Origin of the sequence: Micromonospora ferruginea, assembly GCF_013694245.2 — a bacterium.
GTDB lineage: Bacteria > Actinomycetota > Actinomycetes > Mycobacteriales > Micromonosporaceae > Micromonospora > Micromonospora robiginosa.
This window is the reverse complement of the sequence record NZ_CP059322.2, coordinates 3,019,466-3,042,500: the sequence shown is the minus strand read 5'-3', so window position 1 is coordinate 3,042,500 and position 23,035 is coordinate 3,019,466. Positions and strand designations below refer to the sequence as shown.

The window sequence follows — 23,035 nt, the reverse complement described above, 5'->3', positions numbered from 1 at the left end:
AGTGATTCCGTGAGTAGTGGCGAGCGAAAGCGGATTGAGGCTAAACCGGCGGCGTGTGATACCTGTCAGGGGTTGCGTGGTCGGGGTTGTGGGACCCTGCTGATTGTGCTGACACACAGTCGAGAAGTTACAAAGCCAGTGGTTAGTCGAACAGTCTGGAATGGCTGACCGTAGACGGTGATAGTCCGGTAGGTGAAAGCTGCTGGTCTTCTGTGGGTGTTCCCGAGTAGCGGCGGACTCCTGAAATCTGCCGTGAATCTGCCAGGACCACCTGGTAAGCCTAAATACTTCCTGGTGACCGATAGCGGACGAGTACCGTGAGGGAATGGTGAAAAGTACCCCGGGAGGGGAGTGAAATAGTACCTGAAACCGTTCGCCTACAATCCGTCGGAGCCTTACGGGGTGACGGCGTGCCTTTTGAAGAATGAGCCTGCGAGTTAGTGGCATGTGGCGAGGTTAACCCGGGTGGGGGAGCCGTAGCGAAAGCGAGTCTGAATAGGGCGTATTCAGTCGCATGCTCTAGACCCGAAGCGGAGTGATCTAGCCATGGGCAGGCTGAAGCGCGGGTAAGACCGCGTGGAGGGCCGAACCCACCAACGTTGAAAAGTTGGGGGATGACCTGTGGTTAGGGGTGAAAGGCCAATCAAACTCCGTGATAGCTGGTTCTCCCCGAAATGCATTTAGGTGCAGCGTCGCGTGTTTCTTGCCGGAGGTAGAGCACTGGATGGTCTAGGGGGCCCACAAGCTTACCGAAATCAGCCAAACTCCGAATGCCGGTAAGTGAGAGCGCGGCAGTGAGACTGCGGGGGATAAGCTTCGTAGTCGAGAGGGAAACAGCCCAGATCACCAGCTAAGGCCCCTAAGCGTGTGCTAAGTGGAAAAGGATGTGGGGTCGCATAGACAACCAGGAGGTTGGCTTAGAAGCAGCCACCCTTTAAAGAGTGCGTAATAGCTCACTGGTCAAGTGGTTCCGCGCCGACAATGTAGCGGGGCTCAAGCACACCGCCGAAGCTGTGGCATTCACATTTTAACTTCGCCAGGTCTTGATATCTGGTGCAGGTGTGTGGATGGGTAGGGGAGCGTCGTGCCGGGGGTGAAGCGACGGGGTGACCTAGTTGTGGACACGGCACGAGTGAGAATGCAGGCATGAGTAGCGAAAGAAGGGTGAGAAACCCTTCCGCCGGATGACCAAGGGTTCCAGGGCCAGGCTAATCCGCCCTGGGTGAGTCGGGACCTAAGGCGAGGCCGAGAGGCGTAGTCGATGGACAACGGGTTGATATTCCCGTACCCGCGAAAGAGCGACCCTGACGAACCTCGTTGTGCTAACCACCCGAGCTGCCGGATACCTTCGGGTTGATGGTGGGGAGCGTGGGAACCTGGCGGGTAGTAGTCAAGCGATGGGGTGACGCAGGAAGGTAGCTGAGCCCGGCCGGTGGTTGTGCCGGGGTAAGCGTGTAGGCCGTGCCGTAGGCAAATCCGCGGTGCATGTAGGCTGAGACGTGATGCCGAGCCGATTCAGGTGAAGTCAGTGATCCTATGCTGCCGAGAAAAGCCTCTAGCGAGTTCTTAGCGGCCCGTACCCCAAACCGACACAGGTGGTCAGGTAGAGAATACCGAGGCGATCGGGCGAACTGTGGTTAAGGAACTCGGCAAATTGCCCCCGTAACTTAGGGAGAAGGGGGGCCGGAGACGTGAAGCCCCGCGCGGGTGGAGCGTTGTATGGCCGCAGAGAGCAGGGGGAAGCGACTGTTTACTAAAAACACAGGTCCATGCGAAGAAGTAATTCGATGTATATGGACTGACGCCTGCCCGGTGCTGGAACGTTAAGGGGACCTGTTAGCTCTTCGGGGCGAAGCGGAGAACTTAAGCGCCAGTAAACGGCGGTGGTAACTATAACCATCCTAAGGTAGCGAAATTCCTTGTCGGGTAAGTTCCGACCTGCACGAATGGCGTAACGACTTCCCCACTGTCTCAACCACAGGCCCGGCGAAATTGCATTACGAGTAAAGATGCTCGTTACGCGCGGCAGGACGGAAAGACCCCGGGACCTTTACTATAGCTTGACATTGGTATCTGAATTAGCTTGTGTAGGATAGGTGGGAGCCGGTGAAGTCCATACGCCAGTATGGGTGGAGGCAATCTTGAAATACCACTCTGGTTGATTTGGGTATCTAACTTCGGACCGTTATCCGGTTCAGGGACAGTGTCTGGTGGGTAGTTTAACTGGGGCGGTTGCCTCCTAAAGGGTAACGGAGGCGCCCAAAGGTTCCCTCAGCCTGGTTGGCAATCAGGTGTTGAGTGCAAGTGCACAAGGGAGCTTGACTGTGAGACTGACAGGTCGAGCAGGGACGAAAGTCGGGACTAGTGATCCGGCACTGGCATGTGGAAGCGGTGTCGCTCAACGGATAAAAGGTACCCCGGGGATAACAGGCTGATCTTCCCCAAGAGTCCATATCGACGGGATGGTTTGGCACCTCGATGTCGGCTCGTCGCATCCTGGGGCTGTAGCAGGTCCCAAGGGTTGGGCTGTTCGCCCATTAAAGCGGTACGCGAGCTGGGTTTAGAACGTCGTGAGACAGTTCGGTCCCTATCCGCCGTGCGCGTAGGATACTTGAGAAGGGCTGTCCCTAGTACGAGAGGACCGGGACGGACGAACCTCTGGTGTGCCAGTTGTCCCGCCAGGGGCACGGCTGGTTAGCTACGTTCGGAAGGGATAACCGCTGAAAGCATCTAAGCGGGAAGCTCGCTTCAAGATGAGGTATCCCACCCACATTGTGGGGTAAGGCCCCCAGCTAGACGACTGGGTTGATAGGCCGGAAATGTAAGCCCGGTAACGGGTTCAGTTGACCGGTACTAATAGGCCGAGGACTTGACTACCAAGCTGCTACGCGTCCACTGTGCAACTCAGAACAAACAAACAACCCGAGGGTTGGTTGACATGTTCATAGAGTTACGGCGGTCATGGCGGAGGGGAAACGCCCGGTCACATTCCGAACCCGGAAGCTAAGCCCTCCAGCGCCGATGGTACTGCACTCGGGAGGGTGTGGGAGAGTAGGACACCGCCGGACAATCTTTCAGTCGAGGGCCGCCCCAGTAGGGTCGGCCCTCGACTGCGTTAGCGTTTCTGGCGGAAACGCCATCAGGAAGGATGCACCTGTGAGCTCTGGACCGCACGGCGGGGACGGCCCCCGCCGCTACGAGGATCGCGCCGACCGTGGCCAGGGGCGCGGCGACGCCCGCCGCGATGACCGCCCCTCGTACCGGGGTGGCCGTGACGACCGCGCCGGCGGCAACCGTGGCGGTGACCGCCGCGAGGGCGGCTACAGCCGCGACAACCGTGCCGGCGGTGCCCCCGGCGGCGAGCGTCGCGAGGGCGGTTTCCGCGGTGGCGAGCGTCGCGAGGGTGGTTTCCGTGGCGGTGACCGTGACGGTGGTTTCCGTGGCGGTGACCGCCGTGAGGGTGGTTTCCGTGGCGGTGACCGCGAGGGTGGTTTCCGTGGTGGCGACCGCCGTGAGGGTGGTTTCCGCGGTGGTGACCGCGAGGGCGGCTTCCGCGGTGGTGACCGCGAGGGCGGCTTCCGCGGTGGCGAGCGTCGTGAGGGTGGCTTCAGCCGGGACAGCCGTCCGGGGGGAGACCGCCGGGACGGTGGCTTCCGCGGCGGTGACCGCCGCGAGGGTGGCTTCCGGGGCGGCGACCGTCGTGAGGGCGGTTTCCGCGGCGGGGACAGCCGTCCGAGTGGTGACCGTCGCGAGGGTGGCTTCCGGGGCGGCGACCGCTCCGGTGGTGCGCCGGGTGGCGACCGCCGTGAGGGCGGCTTCCGCGGTGGCGAGCGTCGCGAGGGTGGTTTCCGTGGCGGTGACCGCGAGGGCGGTTTCCGCGGTGGCGAGCGTCGCGAGGGTGGCTTCAGCCGGGACAGCCGTCCGGGGGGAGACCGCCGGGACGGTGGCTTCCGCGGCGGCGACCGTGACGGTGGCTTCCGCGGCGGCGACCGTGACGGTGGCTTCCGCGGTGGCGAGCGCCGCGAGGGTGGCTTCCGGGGCGGCGACCGCTCCGGTGGTGCGCCGGGCGGTGACCGCCGTGAGGGCGGCTTCCGCGGTGGTGACCGTGAGGGCGGTTTCCGCGGTGGTGACCGCCGTGAGGGCGGCTTCCGCGGTGGTGACCGCCGTGAGGGTGGCTTCCGCGGTGGTGACCGCCGTGAGGGTGGCTTCCGCGGTGGTGACCGCCGTGAGGGTGGCTTCCGCGGTGGTGACCGCCGTGAGGGCGGTTTCCGCGGTGGTGACCGCCGTGAGGGTGGCTTCAGCCGGGACAGCCGTCCCGGTGGTGACCGTCGTGAGGGCTACGCCGGCGGCGAGCGTCGTGAGGGCGGTTTCCGCGGTGGCGAGCGTCGCGAGGGTGGCTTCCGGGGCGGGGACAGCCGTCCGGGTGGTGATCGTCGTGAGGGCTACGCCGGTGGCGAGCGTCGCGAGGGCGGTTTCCGCGGTGGCGAGCGTCGTGAGGGCGGTTTCCGCGGTGGTGACAGCCGTCCGGGTGGTGACCGTCGTGAGGGCTACGCCGGTGGAGACCGCCGTGAGGGCGGCTACCGCGGTGGCGACCGTCGTGAGGGTGGGTTCCGCCGGGACGACCGTGACGGCGGCCACCGGGGCGGCGACCGCCGTGAGGGCTACGCCGGTGGCGAGCGTCGCGAGGGTGGTTACCGCGGTGGGCGTCCGGAGCGGGACGGGGAGCGCCGGGGCTACGGCGACCGGCCGGACCGGGACGACCGCCGGCCGGGTAACTTCGGGCCGCAGCGTGAGCGGCAGGACGAGCGGGGCGAGGGGCGTACCGGTGAGGCGCCGGAGCTGCCGGACGACGTGGTCGCCGCCGACCTCGACTCGACCGTCCGGGCGGAGCTGCTCTCCCTCGCCAAGCCGGTGGCGGAGACCGTCGCCCGGCACCTCGTCGCGACCGGTCTGGTGATCGACGAGGACCCGACGTTGGCGCTGGCGCACGCGATGGCGGCCCGTCGGCTCGCCTCGCGGATCGCCGCCGTGCGGGAGGCGGTCGGGCTGGCCGCGTACCACGCCGGGGAGTGGCAGACGGCCATCGCCGAGCTGCGGACGTACCACCGGATGACCGGCCTCCAGATCCACCTGGCGGTCCTGGCCGACTGCGAGCGGGCGCTGGGCCGGCCGGAACGGGCGATCGACCTGTTCCGCGGCGCGGACCGGGAGAAGCTCGACCGGGCCGTCGCGATCGAGCTGCTGATCGTGGCCGCCGGTGCCCGGGGCGACCTGGGTCAGAAGGACGCGGCCGTGGCGATGCTGCAGGTCCGCGAGCTGACCGCCGAGTCGACCGAGCCGTGGGCGGCGCGGCTGCGTTACGCGTACGCGGACGCCCTGCTCGCGGTGGGCCGGCGCGAGGAGGCGCGGGAGTGGTTCTCCCGGGCCGCCGACATCGACTCGGAGGGCGAGACCGACGCCGCCGAGCGGCTGTTGGAGCTCGACGGCGTGCTCATCGAGGGTGACGACGAGGACGACGAGCCGGAGGGCGACGGGACCGCGTCCGCGCCGGCGGCGGGGACCGACGCCGACGACCTCGACGAGGACGACGACCGCGACGACGAAGACGATGACGACCTCGACGACGAGGACGAGGACGACGACCTCGACGACGAGGACGACGACCTTGAGGACGAGGACGACGACCTTGAGGACGAGGACGACGACGACCTCGAGGACGAGGGCGACGACGAGCGGGACGACGCGCGGTCCGTGCGGGCCGGCGACGACCGGGCCGACACGGCGGATGCCGGTGACGCCGCTCGGGCCGGCTACCGGGACCGCGACGCCGGCGACCTCGCCGACGACGCGCTGACCGACGCCGAGGCCGGCGCGCTCGCCGCTGCCGACGCGCCCGTCGAGGCGGACCGCGACCGGCCGGCGACCGAGGACACCCGGGCCGATGACGCCCGGGTGGACGACGTGCGGGCCGGTGGGGACGAGGCGGCGGAGCGCCGGTGACCGGGCAGGCCGGGGACTCCGGTCCCGGCGCGGATCGTGACCGCGCCGGGACCCACGGGCGGCTGGTCGACGGGTACGCCCTCGTCGCCTTCGACCTCGACGGCGTCATCTACCTGATCGACCGGCCGATCCCCGGCGCCGTCGAGGCGGTCGGCCGGCTGCGCGCGGAGGGGCGGGCGATCGCGTACGCGACGAACAACGCCTCGCGCCGCTCCAGCGAGGTGGCCGACCTGCTCACCGGCATGGGTGTGCCGGCCGAGCCGGCGGAGGTGCTGACCTCCGCGGCGGCCACCGCCGAGCTGCTCGCCGACCGGTTGCCGGCCGGCGCGCCGGTGCTGGTGGTCGGCGCGGAGGCGCTGCGGGCCGAGCTGCGCGCGGTGGGCCTGCGGCCGGTGTCGACCGCCGAGGAGCAGCCCGCCGCGGTGGCCCAGGGGTACGGCCCGCAGGTGGGCTGGTCCGACCTGGCCGAGGCGTCGCTGGCGGTACGGGCGGGCGCGCCCTGGTACGCCACCAACACCGATCGCACGCTGCCCAGCCCGCGTGGCCCGCTGCCCGGCAACGGTTCGCTGGTGGCGGTGCTGCGTACCGCGCTCGACCGGGACCCGGACGTGGTGGTGGGCAAGCCGGAGCCGGCGTTGTTCGCGACCGCGGCCCGCCGGGCCAGGACCGGTCGCACCCTGGTGGTGGGCGACCGGCTGGACACCGACATCGAGGGCGCCCGCCGGGCCGGGCTGGACAGCCTGCTGGTGCTGACCGGCGTGAGCGACGCGGCCGAGCTGCTGGCCGCGCCCGATTCGCGCCGGCCGGCGTACGTCTCCTTCGACCTGGCCGGGCTGTTCGACCCGGAGGCCGTGGTGGCGGTGCCCGGCCGGGCGCGGACCGGCGGCTGGTCGGTGACCGAAGCCGGCGGGGAGTTGACGCTCGACGGCGCGGGCCGGCCGTTGGACGCGCTCGCGGCGCTGTGTGCGGTGGCCTGGTCCACGTCGGCCGGACCGGTGCGGGCCGCGTCCCCGGCGGCGGCGGAAGCGCTCGCCGCGTTCGGCCTCGGCGACTGAGCGGGCGGCTCCTCAGAGCAGCTTGCGGAGCTTCATCAGGTCGAACGGGTTCGCCTTGACCGAGACCCGGCGGGACGCCACCGCGGACATGATGTCGAGCTTGCCGTGCACCAGGGCGACCAGGTCGTCGCTGGCGGTGCTCAGCGCGATCTTGGCCTTGGGGTCGTCGCCGTCGGTCAGCCCGAGCAGCCGGCCGCCTTCGAGACGCCCGTGGAACGCCGTGTCCAGGTCGGTGATCCGGCAGGCCAGGGTGCGGTCGAGGTCGATGCGTCCCTGTGCCTCGACGTGCCGGTCGAGCCGGTCGGCCAGGTCCTGCAACGCCTGCCGGCAGTCGTCCACGCTGGCCACATCGTCTCCTCACCACGAGCCGTACCGTTGCGGGCACCGTACCGCAACGGTGCGTCCCAGGTGCCCGGTAGCGTGGCACCTGCACACCCCGCCCCGCGGAAGGAATCAGGCATGCAGGACGCGTGGCGCGCCTACCTCGAGCTGGCCATGGGCCTGACGGAGGCGCCCCGGAAGAAGGCGCAGGACGCGGTGAAGCGGGTCGTCGGCCAGGGTGGCGTGACGGCCGGTCAGCTCCAGTCGCTCGCCGAGGAGCTGGTCGCCACCGGCCTGGCGAACCGGGAGGCGCTGACCAAACTGGTCCGCTTCGAGGTCGACCGGGCCCTCGGCGCGGTCGGGCTGGCCACCGCCGACGAGGTCGCCGAGCTGACCCGTCGGGTGCACGACCTGGAGCGGCAACTGCGCGAGGCACGGACCGTCCCGGTGCCGGCCGCCGCCGGGACGTCCGCCCCGCCCGCCGCCGACGCCGGGAGCCGGTCTGACGCCGGGAGCCGGCCTGATGCCGGGAGCCGGCCTGATGCCGGGAGCCGGCCCGGTGCCGCGAGTCCGGCCGGTTCCGCGCCGGCGACGAAGGCCGTGGCGAAGAAGGCGGTGGCCAAGAAGGCGATCGCGAAGAAGCCCGCCGCGACGGTGGCCCGCACGCCGGCCGACGGGGCGCCCGCCACGCCGGCCCGGCCGGCGAAGAAGACCGCCGGGCGCCCGGCGGCCGCGTCGTGACCGCGCCCCACCGGCCCGGCCCGCCGCCGCGTCCCGGCCCGCCGCCGGGGGCCCGCCCCGGCCTGCCGCCCGGGATCCGCGCGGCGGCGGTCGAGGAGGTGGGCGAGGCGTCGCACCCGGCCGTGGACGCCGCGGTACGCGGCATGGCCAACGCCGAGGCGCTCGCCCCGGCCGACCAGATCGCCCAGTACGAGGCGGCGTACGAGACGCTGCGCGAGACGCTGGCCAGCATCGACCAGGCCTGAGCAGAGGCGGAGAACGAACACCGATGGCTCGTCGTACCCGGTTGGACGCGGAACTCGTCCGGCGTGGCCTGGCCCGCTCCCGCGAGCAGGCCGCCGCGCTGGTGGAGGCCGGTCGGGTCCAGTTGCGTGGAGTGCCGGCCCGCAAGGCCGCCGCGATGGTCGACCCGGCCGACCCGTTGCTGGTCACCGGCGAGGACCCGGCGGAGGACTACGTCTCGCGCGGCGGCCACAAGCTGGCCGGGGCGCTCGCCGCGTTCGCCCCGGGCGGGCTGGCCGTGGCCGACCGGCGGTGCCTCGACGCGGGCGCCTCCACCGGCGGCTTCACCGACGTGCTGCTGCGCGCCGGCGCGGCCGAGGTGGTGGCCGTCGACGTCGGCTACGGGCAGCTCGCCTGGCCGCTGCGCACCGACGAGCGGGTGCGGGTGTTCGAGCGCACGAACGTGCGTACCCTCACGCCGGAGGCGATCGGCGGCCCGGTCGAGCTGACGGTGGCCGACCTGTCGTTCATCTCGCTGCGGCTGGTGCTGCCCGCGCTGGCCGCCTGCACCGCGGCAGAGGGTGACCTGGCCCTGATGGTCAAGCCGCAGTTCGAGGTGGGCAAGGAGCGGGTCGGCGCCGGTGGGGTGGTGCGCGATCCGGCGCTGCGCGCCGAGGCGGTGCTCGACGTGGCCGCCGCCGCCGCGCGTCTCGACCTGGGCCTGGCCGACGTGGCGGCCAGCCCGCTGCCCGGCCCGAGCGGCAACGTCGAGTTCTTCGTATGGTTGCGGCGGGGCGCGCCGGCCGCCGACCCCGACCGGGTGCGTGCGGTGGTGGCCGCCGGCCCGCAGGGCGCCGCCGCGACGGCGGCCACGACCGAGGAGGTGTCCGGGTGAGTCGGACCGCGCTGCTGGTGACGCACACCGGCCGGCGACGCAGCACCGAGCACGCCCGCGCGGTGGCCGCCGACCTGATCGCCAACGGCTTCGAGGTGCGGGTGGTCGCCGAGGAGGCCGACGACCTCGACCTGCCCGGGGTGGTGCCGGTGACCGGCCCGGAGGCGGCCGATGGCGCGGAGATCGTCTTCGCGCTCGGCGGGGACGGCACGTTCCTGCGCGCCGCCGAGCTGGCCCGCCCGGCCAAGGCGCCGTTGCTCGGCATCAACCTGGGCAAGGTCGGTTTCCTGGCCGAGGCGGAGATCAACGACCTGGACACCGCGGTGCGCGACGTGGTCGGGCGCAACTACACCGTGGACGAACGCCTCACCCTCGACGTGACCGCCGAGTTCGACGGCGGGCCGACCATCGAGTCGTGGGCGCTCAACGAGATCAGCGTGGAGAAGGGCGAGCGGGCCCAGATGCTGGAGCTGCTCGTCGACGTGGACGGCCGGCCGCTGTCGCGCTACGGCTGCGACGGCGTGGTCTGCGCGACCCCGACCGGCTCCACCGCGTACGCGTTCTCCGGCGGGGGGCCGGTGGTCTGGCCCGAGGTGGAGGCGCTGCTGCTGGTGCCGATCAGCGCGCACGCGCTGTTCAGCCGCCCGTTGGTGACCGCGCCGACCTCCACGTTCGCCATCACGGTCGACCCGTTCACCACGCTCGCGGTGCTGTGCTGCGACGGCCGGCGGGTCTACGACCTGCCGCCCGGCGCCCGGGTCACGGTGCGCCGGGGCGCGTTGCCGGTGCGCATCGTCCGGCTGCGGGCGCGCCCGTTCACCGATCGGCTGGTGGCCAAGTTCGACCTGCCCGTGCAGGGTTGGCGCGGCAACCGACGCTGATCGGCGGCTCAGGACGACGCGATTCGGCGGGTGCGCGGGTTACGGTGGGCGTACGGGCCGCGTCGAGGTGAGTCCGGGTGCGGCGGTGAGGCCCGCCGTCTCGGGCGACGCGCGGCCCGCGGGTCGCGGCTCAGGCCAGGGGGTGGTCGGGCCGCGACGGGTCGGGGCGCCGGAGCGTCGCGGCCGGCCGCGGCGGGCGGACCGGCGCGCCGTGCCCGGTCGGGTGTCGACCCCGGTCGGGCCGACAGGTCGACGAGCCGCCGCCGGAGGAAGCGGCGGCACGCGAGCTGGGCGACGACGCGACGCCGGGCGCCCCGACCACCCACCCGCCGACGGGCGCCGTCGCGGGTGGACCGTCGGGCCGCCCGCGACCAGGTGTGACCGGCACGCCGTCGGCGGGACACCGTGCCGGCTGGTCAACTGTCACCCGGCGGGGCTACTGTCGGGTGCTGTGCTGGAAGAGCTGCGCATCACCGGACTGGGCGTCATCGAGGACACCACGCTGCCGCTGGCCGGCGGGATGAACGTCATCACCGGCGAGACCGGCGCCGGCAAGACCATGGTGGTGACCGGCCTCGGCCTGCTCTTCGGCGGCCGGGCCGACGCCGGGCGGGTGCGGGCCCAGCCAGGCCGCGCGCTGGTGGAGGGGCGGCTGCGGCTGCGCGGCCGGGTGGCCGAGTCGGTGCACGCCCGCATCGTCGACGCCGGTGGCGAGCCCGACGACGACGGCTCGCTGCTGCTCAGCCGCAGCGTCACGATCGAGGGTCGGTCCCGGGCGCACCTGGGCGGGCGCAGCATGCCGGTGGCGACACTCGGCGAGGTCGGCGAGCAGGTGCTGGCCGTGCACGGCCAGTCCGACCAGTTGCGCCTGCTGCGTCCGGCGGAGCAGCGCGCCGCGCTCGACCGGTTCGCCGGCGGCGAGCACGAGAAGCTGCTCGACGGGCTGCGCGAGGCGTACGGGCGGTGGCGGGCGGTGGTCGACGACCTGGCCGACCGCCGGCGCAACGCCCGCGAGCGCAGCCAGGAGGCCGACCTGCTGCGGTTGGGCCTCGACGAGATCACCCGGGTCGACCCGCAGCCGGGGGAGGACGACGAGCTGAAGGCGGAGGCGCAGCGGCTGGAGCACGCCGAGGGGCTGCGCACCGCGGCCCAGCTCGCGCAGCAGTGCGTGGCCGGCGGGGTGGAGGCGACCGACGACACCCCGGACGCGGCCGTGCTGCTCGGCACCGCCCGCCGCACGCTGGAGGCGCAGGCCGGCACCGACCCGGCGCTCGGCGAGCTGGCGGCCCGGCTGGAGGAGGCCGCGACGCTGGTCACCGACGTGGCCGCCGAGCTGTCCACCTACCTGACCGCGCTGGACGCCGACCCGGCCCGCCTGCAGACGCTCTACGAGCGCCGCGCCGCGCTGCGCGCGCTCACCCGCAAATACGCCGACGACGTCGACGGCGTGGTGGCCTGGGCCGAGCGGGCCCGGACCCGGTTGTCCGATCTGGACACCTCCGACGAGCTGCTGGACGAGTTGGACCGGGAGGCGGCGCGGCTGGCCGGTGAGGTGGCCGACCTCGCCGGCCGGGTGTCGGCGTCCCGGCAGGAGGCGGCGGTGCGGTTCGCCGAGCAGGTCACCGTCGAGCTGGCCGGCCTGGCCATGCCGCACGCCCGGATCGAGGTCGCGGTGCTGCCCCGGCCGGCCGGGCGGGCCGAGCCGAGCCTGCCGGTCAACGGCGCCGAGGCGGGCGTCGGCCCGGACGGCGCCGACGAGGTGGAGCTGCGGCTGCTGGCCCATCCGGGCGCGCCGGCGCTGCCGTTGCAGCGGGGCGCCTCCGGCGGTGAGCTGTCCCGGGTGATGCTCGCCATCGAGGTGGTGTTCGCCGGGTCGGGCGGGCCGCCCACGCTGGTCTTCGACGAGGTCGACGCCGGTGTCGGCGGTCAGGCCGCGGTGGAGATCGGCCGGCGGCTGGCCCGGTTGGCGCGCAGCCACCAGGTGCTCGTGGTGACGCATCTGCCGCAGGTCGCCGCGTTCGCCGACCGGCACCTGGTGGTGGCGAAGGACACCGGCGGCGCGGTGACCACGAGCGGCGTGCGGGTCGTGGAGGACACCGAGCGGTCCCGGGAGCTGGCCCGCATGCTGGCCGGTTTGCCGGACTCCGATCTGGGTATCGCCCATGCCGAGGAACTCCTGGCCGTGGCGGCCAAGGAAAGGCGTCCGTGACGCCCCGATTGTGAGCGCAAGCACACCGGGGTGCGCTCCGGTGTGCTTCCCTGGGTAGGCGGCCCTGCTCAGGCATGTCGCGACAGCAGAACCTGCCCCACATGCCAGGATGGTCACGATGCGTCTACCCACACTGCGCCGGAGCCGGAACGCGGAACCGGGCTCGATCCTCGGCACCGCGCGCCTCGACCGCCGGACGAAACGGCTGGTCGGTCGCCTGCGTCCCGGTGACATCGCGGTCATCGACCACGTCGACCTGGACCGGGTGGCGGCCGATTCGCTCGTCGCGGTGGGTGTCGCCGCGGTGCTCAACGCCAAGCCGTCGGTGTCCGGCCGTTACCCCAACCTCGGGCCGGAGGTGCTGGTCGCGGCCGGCATCCCGCTCCTGGACGACCTCGGCGAGAGCGTCTTCGAGCAGGTGCGCGAGGGCGACCTGGTGCGGATCGAGGGCAACACGGTCTTCGTCGGCGCCGAGCCGGTGACGCACGGCGCGTTGCAGGACGCCGAGACGGTGGCCAAGTCGATGGCCGACGCCCGCGAGGGCCTGTCGGTGCAGTTGGAGGCGTTCGCCGCCAACACGATGGACTATCTCCGGCAGGAGCGCGACCTGCTGCTCGACGGCGTCGGCGTGCCGGAGATCCAGACCCAGGTGCAGGGCCGGCACTGCCTGATCGTGGTCCGGGGTTACGACTACAAGGCCGACCTGGACGTGCTGCGTCCCTACATCCGCGAGTTCAAGCCGGTGCTGATCGGCGTCGACGGCGGCGCCGACGCGCTGGTCGAGGCCGGCTACACGCCCGACATGATCATCGGCGACATGGACTCGGTCACCGACGACGTGCTGCGCTGCGGCGCCGAGGTGATCGTGCACGCCTACCCGGACGGGCGGGCGCCGGGGCTGGCCCGGGTCAACGGCCTGGGTGTGCCGGCGATCACGTTCCCGGCGGCGGCCACCAGCGAGGACCTGGCCATGCTGCTGGCCGACGAGAAGGGCGCGTCGCTGCTGGTGGCCGTCGGCACCCACGCCACCCTGGTGGAGTTCCTCGACAAGGGCCGCGGCGGCATGGCCTCGACGTTCCTCACCCGGCTGAAGGTGGGCGGCAAGCTGGTCGACGCCAAGGGCGTCAGTCGGCTCTACCGGCAGAGCATCTCCGGCTCCTCGCTGCTGCTGCTGGTCCTCTCGGCGGTGGCCGCGATGGCGTCGGCGGTGGCGGTCTCCACCGTCGGGAAGGCGTACCTGGGCGTGGTCTCCGAATGGTGGGACAATTTCGTGTTCCAGCTCGGCCAGCTCTTCTAGCTCCCCCGACGATCAAGAGGCTGCAAGCGTGATCAACTTCCGCTACCACGTGGTGTCCCTGACCGCGGTCTTCCTCGCGCTGGCGATCGGCCTGGTGGTCGGCACAGCCGCCCTCAACGGCCCGGTCGCCGACTCGCTCCGGGAGAACGTCAACGGCCTGCGCAAGGACAACTCGCTGATGCGCCAGTCGGTCAACAGCATGCAGAAGCAGCTGGAGACCGAGGAGGACTTCGCCGCCGAGATGGCCGAGGTCGTCCTGCCCGGCAAGCTGACCGGCCGCCGGGTGGTGGTGGTCAGCCTGCCCAGCGGGCGGGACCAGACCGAGGGCGTGGTGAAGATGCTCCGCACCGCCGGCGCCGACGTCACCGGCCGGGTCGACGTGCAGGACAAGTTCATCAACCCGGACAGCAACAACAACCTGCTGGAGCTGGCGGTCACCGCCGCCCGTCCGAACAGCGCGTCGACGACCAACCTGCCGGGCAACGGGCACGGCGTGGAAACCTCCAGCGCGCTGCTGGCCAACGTCCTGCTGGACCGCCCGGCGGGCAGCCCCGCGGTCAGCGAGACCGACCGCCGCAGCGTGCTCCAGCAGTACGCCGCCGCCGGCTACCTCACCCCGGAGGACAAGATCTCCGGCCCGGCCGAGGCGGTGGTGCTGGTCACCGGCCAGCCGTACGTGGACAAGGACTCGGCGAAGAAGGACGAGTCGGTCGTGAAGATCGCCGACATGTTCGACCGCGCGGGCGCCCTCGTGATCGCCGGCATGGGCTCGACCGGCGGCAACGTGGTGGCCGTGGTCCGCGGCGACCCGACGCTGTCACAGACCATCTCCACCGTCGACAACGCCAACACGGTGCAGGGCCAACTGGTCACCAGCCTCGCCCTCGCCGAGCAGGTGGGCGGCAAGAAGGTCGGCCAGTACGGCGTGGGCGACAACGCCGCCTCGCGACTGCCTAAACTGCCCCAGTGACCGCGCCGGGCCGGAAGGTCCGTGCCGCGTCGCGTGGAGAGTCCGGATCAGGAGGGGTCGCGTGAGACTGGGTCGGCTGCTGGCCGTGGGCGCGGGGGCGCTGGCCGCCCGCTACGCGCTACGGGAGGTGCGTACGTCGCCCGGCGCGCCGGCGCTGGAGCGCACCAACTACCGGGGCCGCACCGTGACCCTGGCCGCCGGCCCGGCCCTGGCGGTCGGCGCCGCGACCGCGGGCGCGCTGGGCGCCGGCAGCGCCCCGGCCGGCGCCGCCGCGCTGCTGGCCGGCGTCGGCGCGGGCGCGGTCGGCCTCTACGACGACGTCGTCGGCGCGCGCCCGGAGCAGAAGGCGGCCAAGGGCTTCGCCGGGCACCTCGCCGCGCTGCGCGCCGGGCGGGTCACCGCCGGGCTGGTCAAGGTCGCCGGGGTGGGCGCGGCCGGGCTGGGCGCGGCGATGCTGCTCGCGGCCGACGCCCGGGTCGCCGCGCACCCCCGCCGGCAGCGCGCCGGCACGCTCGGCCGAGGGCTGGACGTGCTGCTCGGCGCCGGCGTGGTGGCCGGCACGGCCAACCTGGTCAACCTGCTCGACCTGCGGCCCGGCCGGGCGTTGAAGTCCGGCATGCTGCTCGGCGTCCCGCTGTCCACCGGCCCGCACGGCGGCATCGCCGCGGGCGCGGTCGGCGCCGCCGCCGGGCTGGTCGGCGACGACCTGCACGAGCGGGTGATGGTCGGCGACAGCGGCGCCAACGCGCTCGGCGCGCTGCTCGGGGTGAGCCTCGCGGCGCGCACCGGGCCGCTGGGACGCGCCGGCACGCTCGCCGTGCTCGCCGCGCTCACCGCGGCCAGCGAGAAGGTCAGCTTCACCCAGGTCATCGCGCGGACCCCGGGGTTGCGACACCTCGACGAGCTGGGTCGGCTCGCCGACTGACGTGACGAAACCGGCACCCCTCGCCGCCGCCGGCCGCGTCGCCGGGGCGGCCGCCCTCATCGCCGTGCTCACCGTGGTCAGCCGCCTCGCCGGCTTCGGGCGCACCGCCGTGTTCACCTGGACGCTGTCCACCAGCGACCTGGGCGGCGCCTACCTGGTCGCCAACTACGTCCCGAACTTCATCTTCGAGATCGTCGCCGGCGGGGCGCTGGCCAGTCTGGTCGTACCGCTGCTGGCCGGCGCGGTCGAGGCGGGCGACCGGCGGGCGGTCGCCGCCACCACGGGGGCGCTGCTGACCTGGACGCTGAGCCTGCTGGTCCCGCTGGCGGTGCTGGTGGCGGTGTTCGCCGACCCGCTGATGGGGCTGCTGGGCCACGGCCTGAGCGAGGCCCAGCAGGCGTCCGGCGCGCGGATGCTGCGGCTGTTCGCCCCGCAGTTGCCGCTCTACGGCGTGGGGATCGTGCTCACCGGCGTGCTCCAGGCGCACCGGCGCTTCGCCTGGCCGGTGATCGCGCCGCTGCTGTCCAGCGTCACCGTCATCGCCGTCTACCTCAGCTTCACCGCCGTCGAAGGGCTCGGGGCCACCATCGGCGAGGCCGGTCGCGCCGGCGAGCTGCTGCTCGCCGGCGGCACCACCCTCGGTGTGGTGGTGCTCTCGCTGTCGCTGCTGATTCCGCTGCGCCGGCTACGACTGCGGCCCCGGCCGGGCTACCGGTTCCCGGCCGACGCCCGGGCCCGGGTCGGTGGGCTGGTGGTCGCCGGGGTGGTCACCGTGGCCGCGCAGCAGATCGCCCTCGCCGTCACGCTCAACCAGGTCACCTACGGCCGGACCGCCGACGTCGTCGTCTACAACCTGGCCCAGACCGTCTACTTCCTGCCCTGGGCGGTGCTGGCGGTGCCGCTCGCGATCGCCGCGTACCCGACGCTGGTGGCGGCCCGGGCGAGCGGCGACGAGCGCGCCTACCGCGACACCCTGGCCCCGGCGGTGCGCGGGGTGGTGCTGTTCAGCCTGCTGGGCGCCGCCGCGCTGGTCGGCGTCGCGATCCCGGTCGGGCACTTCTTCTTCGCCGACCCGGTCGCCGCCCGCACCGCCGCCGCCGGGATCGCCGGATTCGCGCCCGGCCTGCTCGGTTACGGGCTGTTCGCGGTGCTCACCCGGGCGCTCTACGCCCGGGGCGAGACCCGCTCGGCCGCCGTCGCCACCGCGCTCGGCTGGCTGAGCGTGCCGGTGCTGGCGATCCTGCTCGGCCAGGTGCTGCCGCTGGCCGACCGGGTGCTCGCGGTGACGCTTGCCACGTCCGCCGGCATGGTGCTGCTCGGCGCGCTGCTGGTCGCCGCCGTGCGCCGCGCCGCCGGGCCGCGGGCACTGGCCGGCCTGGGTCGGGCCGCCGCGGCCGGGCTGCTGGCCGCCGTGGTCGCCGCGGCGGGCGGAGCGGCCACCGCCGGGGGGCTCGCCGGGGCGACCGGCGGGACCCCGACGACATTCGAGGCCCTCGCGCAGGGCATGCTGTCCGGGGTCGTGGTCGGCGTCCTGTTCCTCGCCGTCGCCTGGCTGACCGACGCCCGCGACCTTCGGCCGCTGCTCGCGGCCGTGACCCGCCGGCTGCGGCGCCGGCGAGCGGCCGGCCCGGCCGACGGCCCGTCGGCAGGCCAGCACCCCGGCGACCGGGGTGACGGAAAGGAGACCGTTTCCTCATGACGGACGCCTCGCCGGCACCGCGCTGGCCCGGCTCGGTCGCCCTGGTGCTCGCCTCCAGCACCGGCGGCGTGGGGCAGCACGTCCGCTCCGTCGCCCGGGGGCTGACCGAGGCCGGCGCGACGGTGCTGGTCTGCGGGCCGGCCGCCACCCAGGACCAGTTCGACTTCACCGGGGCGGGTGCCCGGTTCACCCCGGTGGAGATCCCGGCCACCCCCACCCCCTCCGACGCGCGGGCGGTCACCGCGCTGCGCCGGGCGCTGGCGGACACGCCGGTCGACGTGGTGCACGCGCACGGGCTGCGCGCCGGCCTGGTCGCGGCGCTCGCCCGTCCCGCCGTGCCGCTGGTCGTGACCTGGCACAACGCCGTACTCGCCGGTGGGCTGCGGGGCGCGGTGTCCCGGCTGGTCGAGCGGATCGTCGCCCGGTCCGTCCGGGTCGCGCTGGGCGCCTCCGCCGACCTGGTCGAGCGGGCCGCCGCGCTGGGCGCCTCCGACGCCCGGCTGGCCCCGGTCGCCGCGCCGACGCTGCCCGCGCCGCGCCGCCGCCGCGCCGCGGTGCGCGCCGAGTTCGGCGTGACCGGCGAGCGGCCGTTGATCGTGTCGGTGGGCCGGCTGCACCCGCAGAAGCGGTACGACGTGCTGATCGACGCCGCCGCCCGGTGGCGCACCCGGACCCCCGCCCCGGCGGTGGTGATCGCCGGCAGTGGACCCGCCTACCTGCCGCTGGCCGCGCGGATCTCGGCGGCCCGCGCGCCGGTGACGCTGCTCGGGCACCGCACCGACGTGGCGGACCTGCTGGGCGGCGCCGACCTGGCGGTGGTCACCAGCGACTGGGAGGCCCGCCAACTGTTCGCGCAGGAGGCGCTGCGCGCCGGCGTACCGCTGGTCGCCACCGCGGTCGGTGGCCTGCCGGAGCTGGTCGGCGACGCCGCGGTGCTGGTCCCGGCCGGGGACGTGGACGCCGTCGACACGGCGGTGCGGGCGCTGCTCGACGACCCGGCGCGCCGCGCCGAGCTGGGCCGCCGGGGCGCGGCCCGGGCCGCGGCGTGGCCCACCGAGGCGGACACCGTGGCCGCGCTCGCCGACCTGTACGCCGAGCTGACGCCGCAGCGCGCACCGGGAACCCGCTGATGCTGCGCCGACTGACCCCGGTGCTGCTGACCCTGGCGGTGGTGGTGCTGGGCGTCACCGCGCTGGCCGCCCGCCCGGACGACGGCACGCCCCGACGCAGCGCCGACTTCGTGGTGCTCGTCGGCGCGGCCGGCCTGCGCTGGGACGACGTGGACCCGCAGAACACCCCGACGTTGTGGAAGATGGCCGAGCAGGGCGCGATCGGCTCGCTGTCGGTGCGCTCCGCGCATCGCCCCACCTGCCCGGTGGACGGTTGGCTGACCCTCGGCGCCGGCAACTTCGCCGCCTGGAACGGCAGCCGTCCGGGTGGCGGCTGCCCGGCCAGCGGGGTGACCGTGGAGGAACCCGACGGCATCGGCGCCAACCTGCCCGACCAGCCCGGCGTCGTCGCGTACAACCAGGACAAGCTGGCCTGGGGCGCCACGCCGGGCGCGCTGGCGGAGTCGGTGCGCTGCTCGGTGGCGGTCGGCCCGGGCGCCGCGGTGGCCGCCGCGCGCCCGTTCGGCCGGGTCGACCGGTACGAGGCGAAGCTGCCCGACGACCCGGCGGAGCTGCTCGGCTCCTGCGTGCTCAGCATCGTCGACGTGGGCACGGTCGACGACGACGACCCGCGGGTGCGGGCCGCCCAGGCGCGCCAGGCCGACGAACGGCTCGCCCGGGTGCTCGCCGCCCGGCCGCCACGCTCGCTGGTGCTGGTGGCCGGCGTCTCGGACACCGACACCCCGGCGCGGCTGCACGTGGCGGTGGCCGACGGACCCGGCTGGAACGGCGGCTGGCTGTCCTCGCCCAGCACCGCCCGCTCCGGCTACCTGCAACTGGTCGACCTGGCGCCGACCGCGCTCGCCGCGCTGGGCCGGCCGATGCCGGAGCGGCTCTTCCTCGGCCGGCCGGCGGTGACCGTCGACGACCGGCCGGACGACCTGCGGACCGCGATCGAGGCGCCGGCCGACGCCGACCGGGAGGCCGCCGCCCAGCGGCGGGTGGCCGGCTGGTTCTTCACCCTGCTCGCCGCCGCCCAGATGGCGCTCGCGGTGGCGGTGCTGCCGCTGCTGCGCCGGGCTCGCCGGCTCGCCGGCCCGCACTCGCCTGCGCCGGTGTCCCCGCGGGTGGTGGCGATGGTGGAGCTGCTGCTGATCGCCGCCGCGCTGGCCGTGCCGGCGGCGTTGCTGGCCGACGCGGTGCCGTGGTGGCGGGGGCACCACGCCGGTTGGTGGTTCGCCTCGGTGACCGCGCTGCTGATCGTCGGCGGCACCGCCGCGGTGCGGTTCACCCCCGGGCACGACCGCACGCTCGGGCCGCTCGGCGCGGTCGCCGGGTTGGCCACCCTGGTGGTCGGCGTGGACGTGCTCACCGGCTCCCGGCTGCAACTCAACGGGGTGGTCGGCTACTCCGCGCTGGAGGGCGGCCGGTACGCCGGGCTGGGCACGGTGGGGCTGGGCGTGTTCATCGCCGGCTCGCTGCTCTGCGGCGGCTGGCTGGCCCAGCGGGTACGCCGTGGCTGGCGGCCGGCCGTCCTGGTGGCGGTGGGCGGCGCGGCCGTGGTGGTGGTGGGCAGCCCCTACCTGGGCGCCGACTCGATCGGCGCGATCGCGTTGACCGCCGGGTTGAGCGTGGCGGCGGCGATCTGCACCGGCGGCTGGCTGACCGTCAGCCGGCTCGCCTGGGCGACCATGGCGGGGTTGGCGGTGACCATCGGTTTCGCGCTGGTGGACCTGGACCGGCCGGCGGCCGAGCGGGGCAGCCTGGGCCGGTTCCTGGCCGCGCTCGGCGACGGCACCGGCGGGCTGACCGTGCACCGCTCCAGCACCTCGAACTTCCAGACCCTGGTGAACAGCCCGCTGACCGTGCTGGCGCTGGCCGGGGCGGCGCTGGTCTGGCTGGCGCTGCTGCAGCCGTGGGGCGGCCTGATGCGGCTGTTCGGCATCTACCCGGCGATCCGGGCGGCGATGGCCGGCACCGGGGTGGCCGCCGGGCTCGGCGGCGTGCTGGGCGGTTCGGCGCTGGACGTGGCCGGCGCGGCGGGCGCCCTGGTGGTGCCGATGGCGGCGCTGGCGGCGTTGCGCGTGCTCGACCACTCCACCGACCGCACCGTGCCCGACGGCGGGCGCGGCGGGGGAGAGGGCGGCGCGGCGCCGCCCCGCGGTTCCGGCCCCGGGGACACCGGTCCGTCGGGTGGGTCGGGAGCGCCGGATCGGGCCTCACGTGCGCCGACAGCGGGTGCGACGGCAGCTCACGGTCCGGAAGGTGTTACCGTGGAATCCCGTGGATCGCGTGATCACTTGGCTGATCGGCACGGCGGTTCGCACGACCGCTACGGACGACACGGGAGCAGGCCTTGGCCCCTTCAGCACGGACGACCAGGCACATTTTCGTCACCGGGGGAGTCGCCTCCTCGCTGGGTAAGGGCCTCACCGCCTCCAGCCTCGGCAACCTGCTGACCGCGCGCGGTCTGCGCGTGGTGATGCAGAAGCTCGACCCGTACCTGAACGTCGATCCCGGCACGATGAACCCGTTCCAGCACGGCGAGGTGTTCATCACCGAGGACGGGGCCGAGACCGACCTCGACGTCGGCCACTACGAGCGGTTCCTGGACCGGGACCTCTCCGGCAAGGCGAACGTCACCACCGGGCAGATCTACTCGGCGGTGATCGCCAAGGAGCGGCGCGGCGAATACCTGGGCGACACGGTCCAGGTCATCCCGCACATCACCAACGAGATCAAGGCCCGGATCCTCGGCATGGCCGACCCGGACGCCGACGGCCAGGTCCCCGACGTGGTGATCACCGAGGTCGGCGGCACGGTCGGCGACATCGAGTCGCTGCCGTTCCTGGAGTCGATCCGCCAGATCCGGCACGACCTGGGCCGGGACAACTGCTTCTACCTGCACGTGTCGCTGGTGCCCTACCTGGCGCCCTCGGGCGAGCTGAAGACCAAGCCGACGCAGCACTCGGTGGCGCAGCTCCGCAGCATCGGCATCCAGCCCGACGCGCTGGTGCTGCGCTGCGACCGGGAGATCCCGGACAAGGTCAAGGAGAAGCTGTCGCTCTACTGCGACGTCGACCGGGAGGCGGTCACCGCCGCCCCGGACGCGCCGAGCATCTACGACATCCCGAAGGTGCTGCACCGCGAGGGCCTGGACGCGTACGTGGTGCGCCGGCTCGGCCTGTCGTTCCGCGACGTCGACTGGACGAGCTGGGACGACCTGCTGGAGCGGGTGCACCAGCCGCGCCACACGATCACCGTCGCCCTGGTCGGCAAGTACGTCGACCTGCCCGACGCCTACCTGTCGGTGAGCGAGGCGATCCGGGCGGCCGGCTTCGGCCACCGCGCCCGGGTGCAGCTCAAGTGGGTGCCCAGCGACGAGTGCGTCACCCCGGCCGGCGCGGCCGCCGCCCTGGCCGGCGTAGACGGCGTCGTCATCCCCGGCGGCTTCGGGGTGCGCGGCATCGAGGGCAAGGTGGGCACCGCCCGCTACGCCCGGGAGAACGGCGTCCCGCTGCTCGGCCTCTGCCTCGGCCTGCAGTGCATGACCATCGAGGTGGCCCGGCACCTGGCCAACCTCGACGGCGCGAACTCGCTGGAGTTCGACGAGGAGGCCGTGCACCCGGTCATCGCCACCATGGCCGACCAGGAGGACATCGTGGCCGGCCGGGGCGACCTGGGCGGCACCATGCGGCTCGGGGCCTACCCGGCGACGCTGGCCGAGGGTTCGATCGTCGCCGAGGCGTACGGCAGCACCGAGGTCAGCGAGCGGCACCGGCACCGCTACGAGGTGAACAACGCCTACCGCGACCAGCTCACCAAGGCCGGCCTGACCATCTCCGGCACCTCGCCGGACGGCCGGCTCGTCGAGTTCGTGGAGCTGGACCGCAACCTGCACCCGTTCTTCGTGGCCACCCAGGCGCACCCGGAGCTGAAGAGCCGCCCCACCCGCCCGCACCCGCTGTTCGCGGCGTTCGTGGGCGCCGCGGTCGCGTACTCCGAGGCGGACCGGCTGCCGGTGGACCTGGACGGCGCGCCGAAGAAGACCGGCCGCGGCGGCGCCGCGAAGGCAACCGCCCAGTGAGCGGCGTGGAGCACCGGTACGAGGTGACCACGCGTCGCGACGTCTGGTCCGGCCGGATCTTCTCAGTGGTCAGCGACGACGTGACCATGCCCGGCGGCGGGACCGCGACCCGCGACTACGTGCGGCACGTGGGCGCGGTGGCCGTGGTGGCGCTCGACGACGCCGGCCAGGTGGTGCTGATCCGGCAGTACCGTCACCCGGTCGGCCGGCACCTGTGGGAGCTGCCGGCGGGCCTGATGGACGTCAGCGGGGAGGACCTGGCCGCCGCGGCGGCACGGGAGCTGGCCGAGGAGGCCGACCTGACCGCCGGGCGCGTCGACGTGCTTGTCGACCTGCACAGCTCGCCGGGCTTCTCCGACGAGGTGGTCCGGGTCTTCCTGGCCCGCGGCCTCGCCGAGGTGCCCGCCGGCGAGCGCCACGAGCGCAGCGATGAGGAGGCCGACCTCCAGGTGGTCCGCGTCGACCTCGACGAGGCGGTCCGGATGGTCCTGGCCGGGGAGATCACCAACGCGTCCTGCGTGGCCGGGCTGCTCGCCGCCGCGCGGGCCCGGGAGACCGGCTTCGCCGAGCTGCGCCGCCCGGAGGCGCCGCTGCCGCGCTGATCGGGAACCGACGACGAAAGGG

General features: G+C 73.3%; 17 protein-coding genes and 2 rRNA genes (1 of these 19 only partly in view). 18 read left to right on the top strand and 1 reads right to left on the bottom strand.

The window, feature by feature from the left end; all coding sequences use genetic code 11:
• From H1D33_RS12890 to H1D33_RS12870, 5 genes are all read left to right on the top strand, one after another.
• Positions 1-2,877: ribosomal RNA gene (locus H1D33_RS12890) — 23S ribosomal RNA — on the top strand; it begins 233 nt to the left of the window's first position.
• Positions 2,878-2,951: 74 nt separating this feature from the next.
• Positions 2,952-3,068: ribosomal RNA gene (gene rrf / locus H1D33_RS12885) — 5S ribosomal RNA — on the top strand.
• Between the two features lie 203 nt (positions 3,069-3,271).
• Positions 3,272-4,957 (top strand): hypothetical protein, encoded by a 1,686-nt coding sequence (locus H1D33_RS12880; protein WP_181572960.1) that lies wholly within the window; start codon positions 3,272-3,274, stop codon positions 4,955-4,957.
• Positions 4,958-4,992: 35 nt separating this feature from the next.
• Positions 4,993-6,000 carry a Replicase polyprotein 1ab gene (locus H1D33_RS12875; RefSeq protein WP_246412226.1) on the top strand — a complete coding sequence of 336 codons (1,008 nt, stop codon included), beginning with the start codon at positions 4,993-4,995 and terminating at the stop codon, positions 5,998-6,000.
• 62 nt (positions 6,001-6,062) lie between these two features.
• A complete protein-coding gene (locus H1D33_RS12870) occupies positions 6,063-7,055 on the top strand; it encodes an HAD-IIA family hydrolase (RefSeq protein ID WP_246412228.1) in 993 nt (330 codons plus the stop codon).
• 12 nt (positions 7,056-7,067) lie between these two features.
• Here H1D33_RS12870 and H1D33_RS12865 read toward each other — a convergent pair whose 3' ends face one another.
• The gene (locus H1D33_RS12865; protein WP_181567837.1) at positions 7,068-7,403 is read right to left on the bottom strand and encodes an SCP2 sterol-binding domain-containing protein; all 336 of its coding nucleotides are present in this window, start codon (positions 7,401-7,403) and stop codon (positions 7,068-7,070) included.
• 111 nt (positions 7,404-7,514) lie between these two features.
• Between H1D33_RS12865 and H1D33_RS12860 the strand changes: the two genes are divergently transcribed.
• The 13 genes from H1D33_RS12860 to H1D33_RS12800 all read left to right on the top strand — a co-directional run bounded on the left by H1D33_RS12860 (position 7,515) and on the right by H1D33_RS12800 (position 23,013).
• Entirely contained in the window at positions 7,515-8,117 is a 603-nt protein-coding gene (locus tag H1D33_RS12860; RefSeq protein ID WP_181567838.1) for a phasin family protein, read from the top strand.
• On the top strand, positions 8,114-8,362 hold the full coding sequence (locus H1D33_RS12855; RefSeq protein ID WP_181567839.1) for a hypothetical protein: 249 nt from the start codon (positions 8,114-8,116) through the stop codon (positions 8,360-8,362). The genes H1D33_RS12860 and H1D33_RS12855 overlap by 4 nt, the downstream gene beginning before the upstream one ends.
• A 23-nt stretch (positions 8,363-8,385) precedes the next feature.
• The gene (locus H1D33_RS12850; RefSeq protein ID WP_181567840.1) at positions 8,386-9,234 is read left to right on the top strand and encodes a TlyA family RNA methyltransferase; all 849 of its coding nucleotides are present in this window, start codon (positions 8,386-8,388) and stop codon (positions 9,232-9,234) included.
• Positions 9,231-10,115 carry an NAD kinase gene (locus tag H1D33_RS12845; RefSeq protein WP_181567841.1) on the top strand — a complete coding sequence of 295 codons (885 nt, stop codon included), beginning with the start codon at positions 9,231-9,233 and terminating at the stop codon, positions 10,113-10,115. Before H1D33_RS12850 ends, H1D33_RS12845 begins: the two co-directional genes overlap by 4 nt.
• A gap of 451 nt (positions 10,116-10,566) precedes the next feature.
• Positions 10,567-12,324 carry a DNA repair protein RecN gene (gene recN / locus H1D33_RS12840; RefSeq protein ID WP_181567842.1) on the top strand — a complete coding sequence of 586 codons (1,758 nt, stop codon included), beginning with the start codon at positions 10,567-10,569 and terminating at the stop codon, positions 12,322-12,324.
• Positions 12,325-12,442: 118 nt separating this feature from the next.
• A complete protein-coding gene (gene steA, locus H1D33_RS12835; protein WP_181567843.1) occupies positions 12,443-13,621 on the top strand; it encodes a putative cytokinetic ring protein SteA in 1,179 nt (392 codons plus the stop codon).
• Positions 13,622-13,649: 28 nt separating this feature from the next.
• Positions 13,650-14,591 (top strand): copper transporter, encoded by a 942-nt coding sequence (locus H1D33_RS12830; RefSeq protein ID WP_181567844.1) that lies wholly within the window; start codon positions 13,650-13,652, stop codon positions 14,589-14,591.
• 61 nt (positions 14,592-14,652) lie between these two features.
• Positions 14,653-15,516, top strand: a complete 864-nt coding sequence (locus tag H1D33_RS12825; protein WP_181567845.1) for a hypothetical protein — start codon at positions 14,653-14,655, stop codon at positions 15,514-15,516.
• A gap of 1 nt (position 15,517) precedes the next feature.
• Positions 15,518-17,215 (top strand): murein biosynthesis integral membrane protein MurJ, encoded by a 1,698-nt coding sequence (gene murJ, locus H1D33_RS12820; protein WP_181567846.1) that lies wholly within the window; start codon positions 15,518-15,520, stop codon positions 17,213-17,215.
• On the top strand, positions 17,212-18,345 hold the full coding sequence (locus H1D33_RS12815; RefSeq protein ID WP_181567847.1) for a glycosyltransferase family 4 protein: 1,134 nt from the start codon (positions 17,212-17,214) through the stop codon (positions 18,343-18,345). The genes murJ and H1D33_RS12815 overlap by 4 nt, the downstream gene beginning before the upstream one ends.
• The gene (locus tag H1D33_RS12810) at positions 18,345-20,783 is read left to right on the top strand and encodes a hypothetical protein (protein ID WP_246411403.1); all 2,439 of its coding nucleotides are present in this window, start codon (positions 18,345-18,347) and stop codon (positions 20,781-20,783) included. The genes H1D33_RS12815 and H1D33_RS12810 overlap by 1 nt, the downstream gene beginning before the upstream one ends.
• A complete protein-coding gene (locus H1D33_RS12805) occupies positions 20,681-22,411 on the top strand; it encodes a CTP synthase (RefSeq protein WP_181567848.1) in 1,731 nt (576 codons plus the stop codon). Before H1D33_RS12810 ends, H1D33_RS12805 begins: the two co-directional genes overlap by 103 nt.
• A complete protein-coding gene (locus H1D33_RS12800; protein WP_181567849.1) occupies positions 22,408-23,013 on the top strand; it encodes an NUDIX domain-containing protein in 606 nt (201 codons plus the stop codon). The genes H1D33_RS12805 and H1D33_RS12800 overlap by 4 nt, the downstream gene beginning before the upstream one ends.
• The last annotated feature ends 22 nt before the right edge of the window (positions 23,014-23,035 follow it).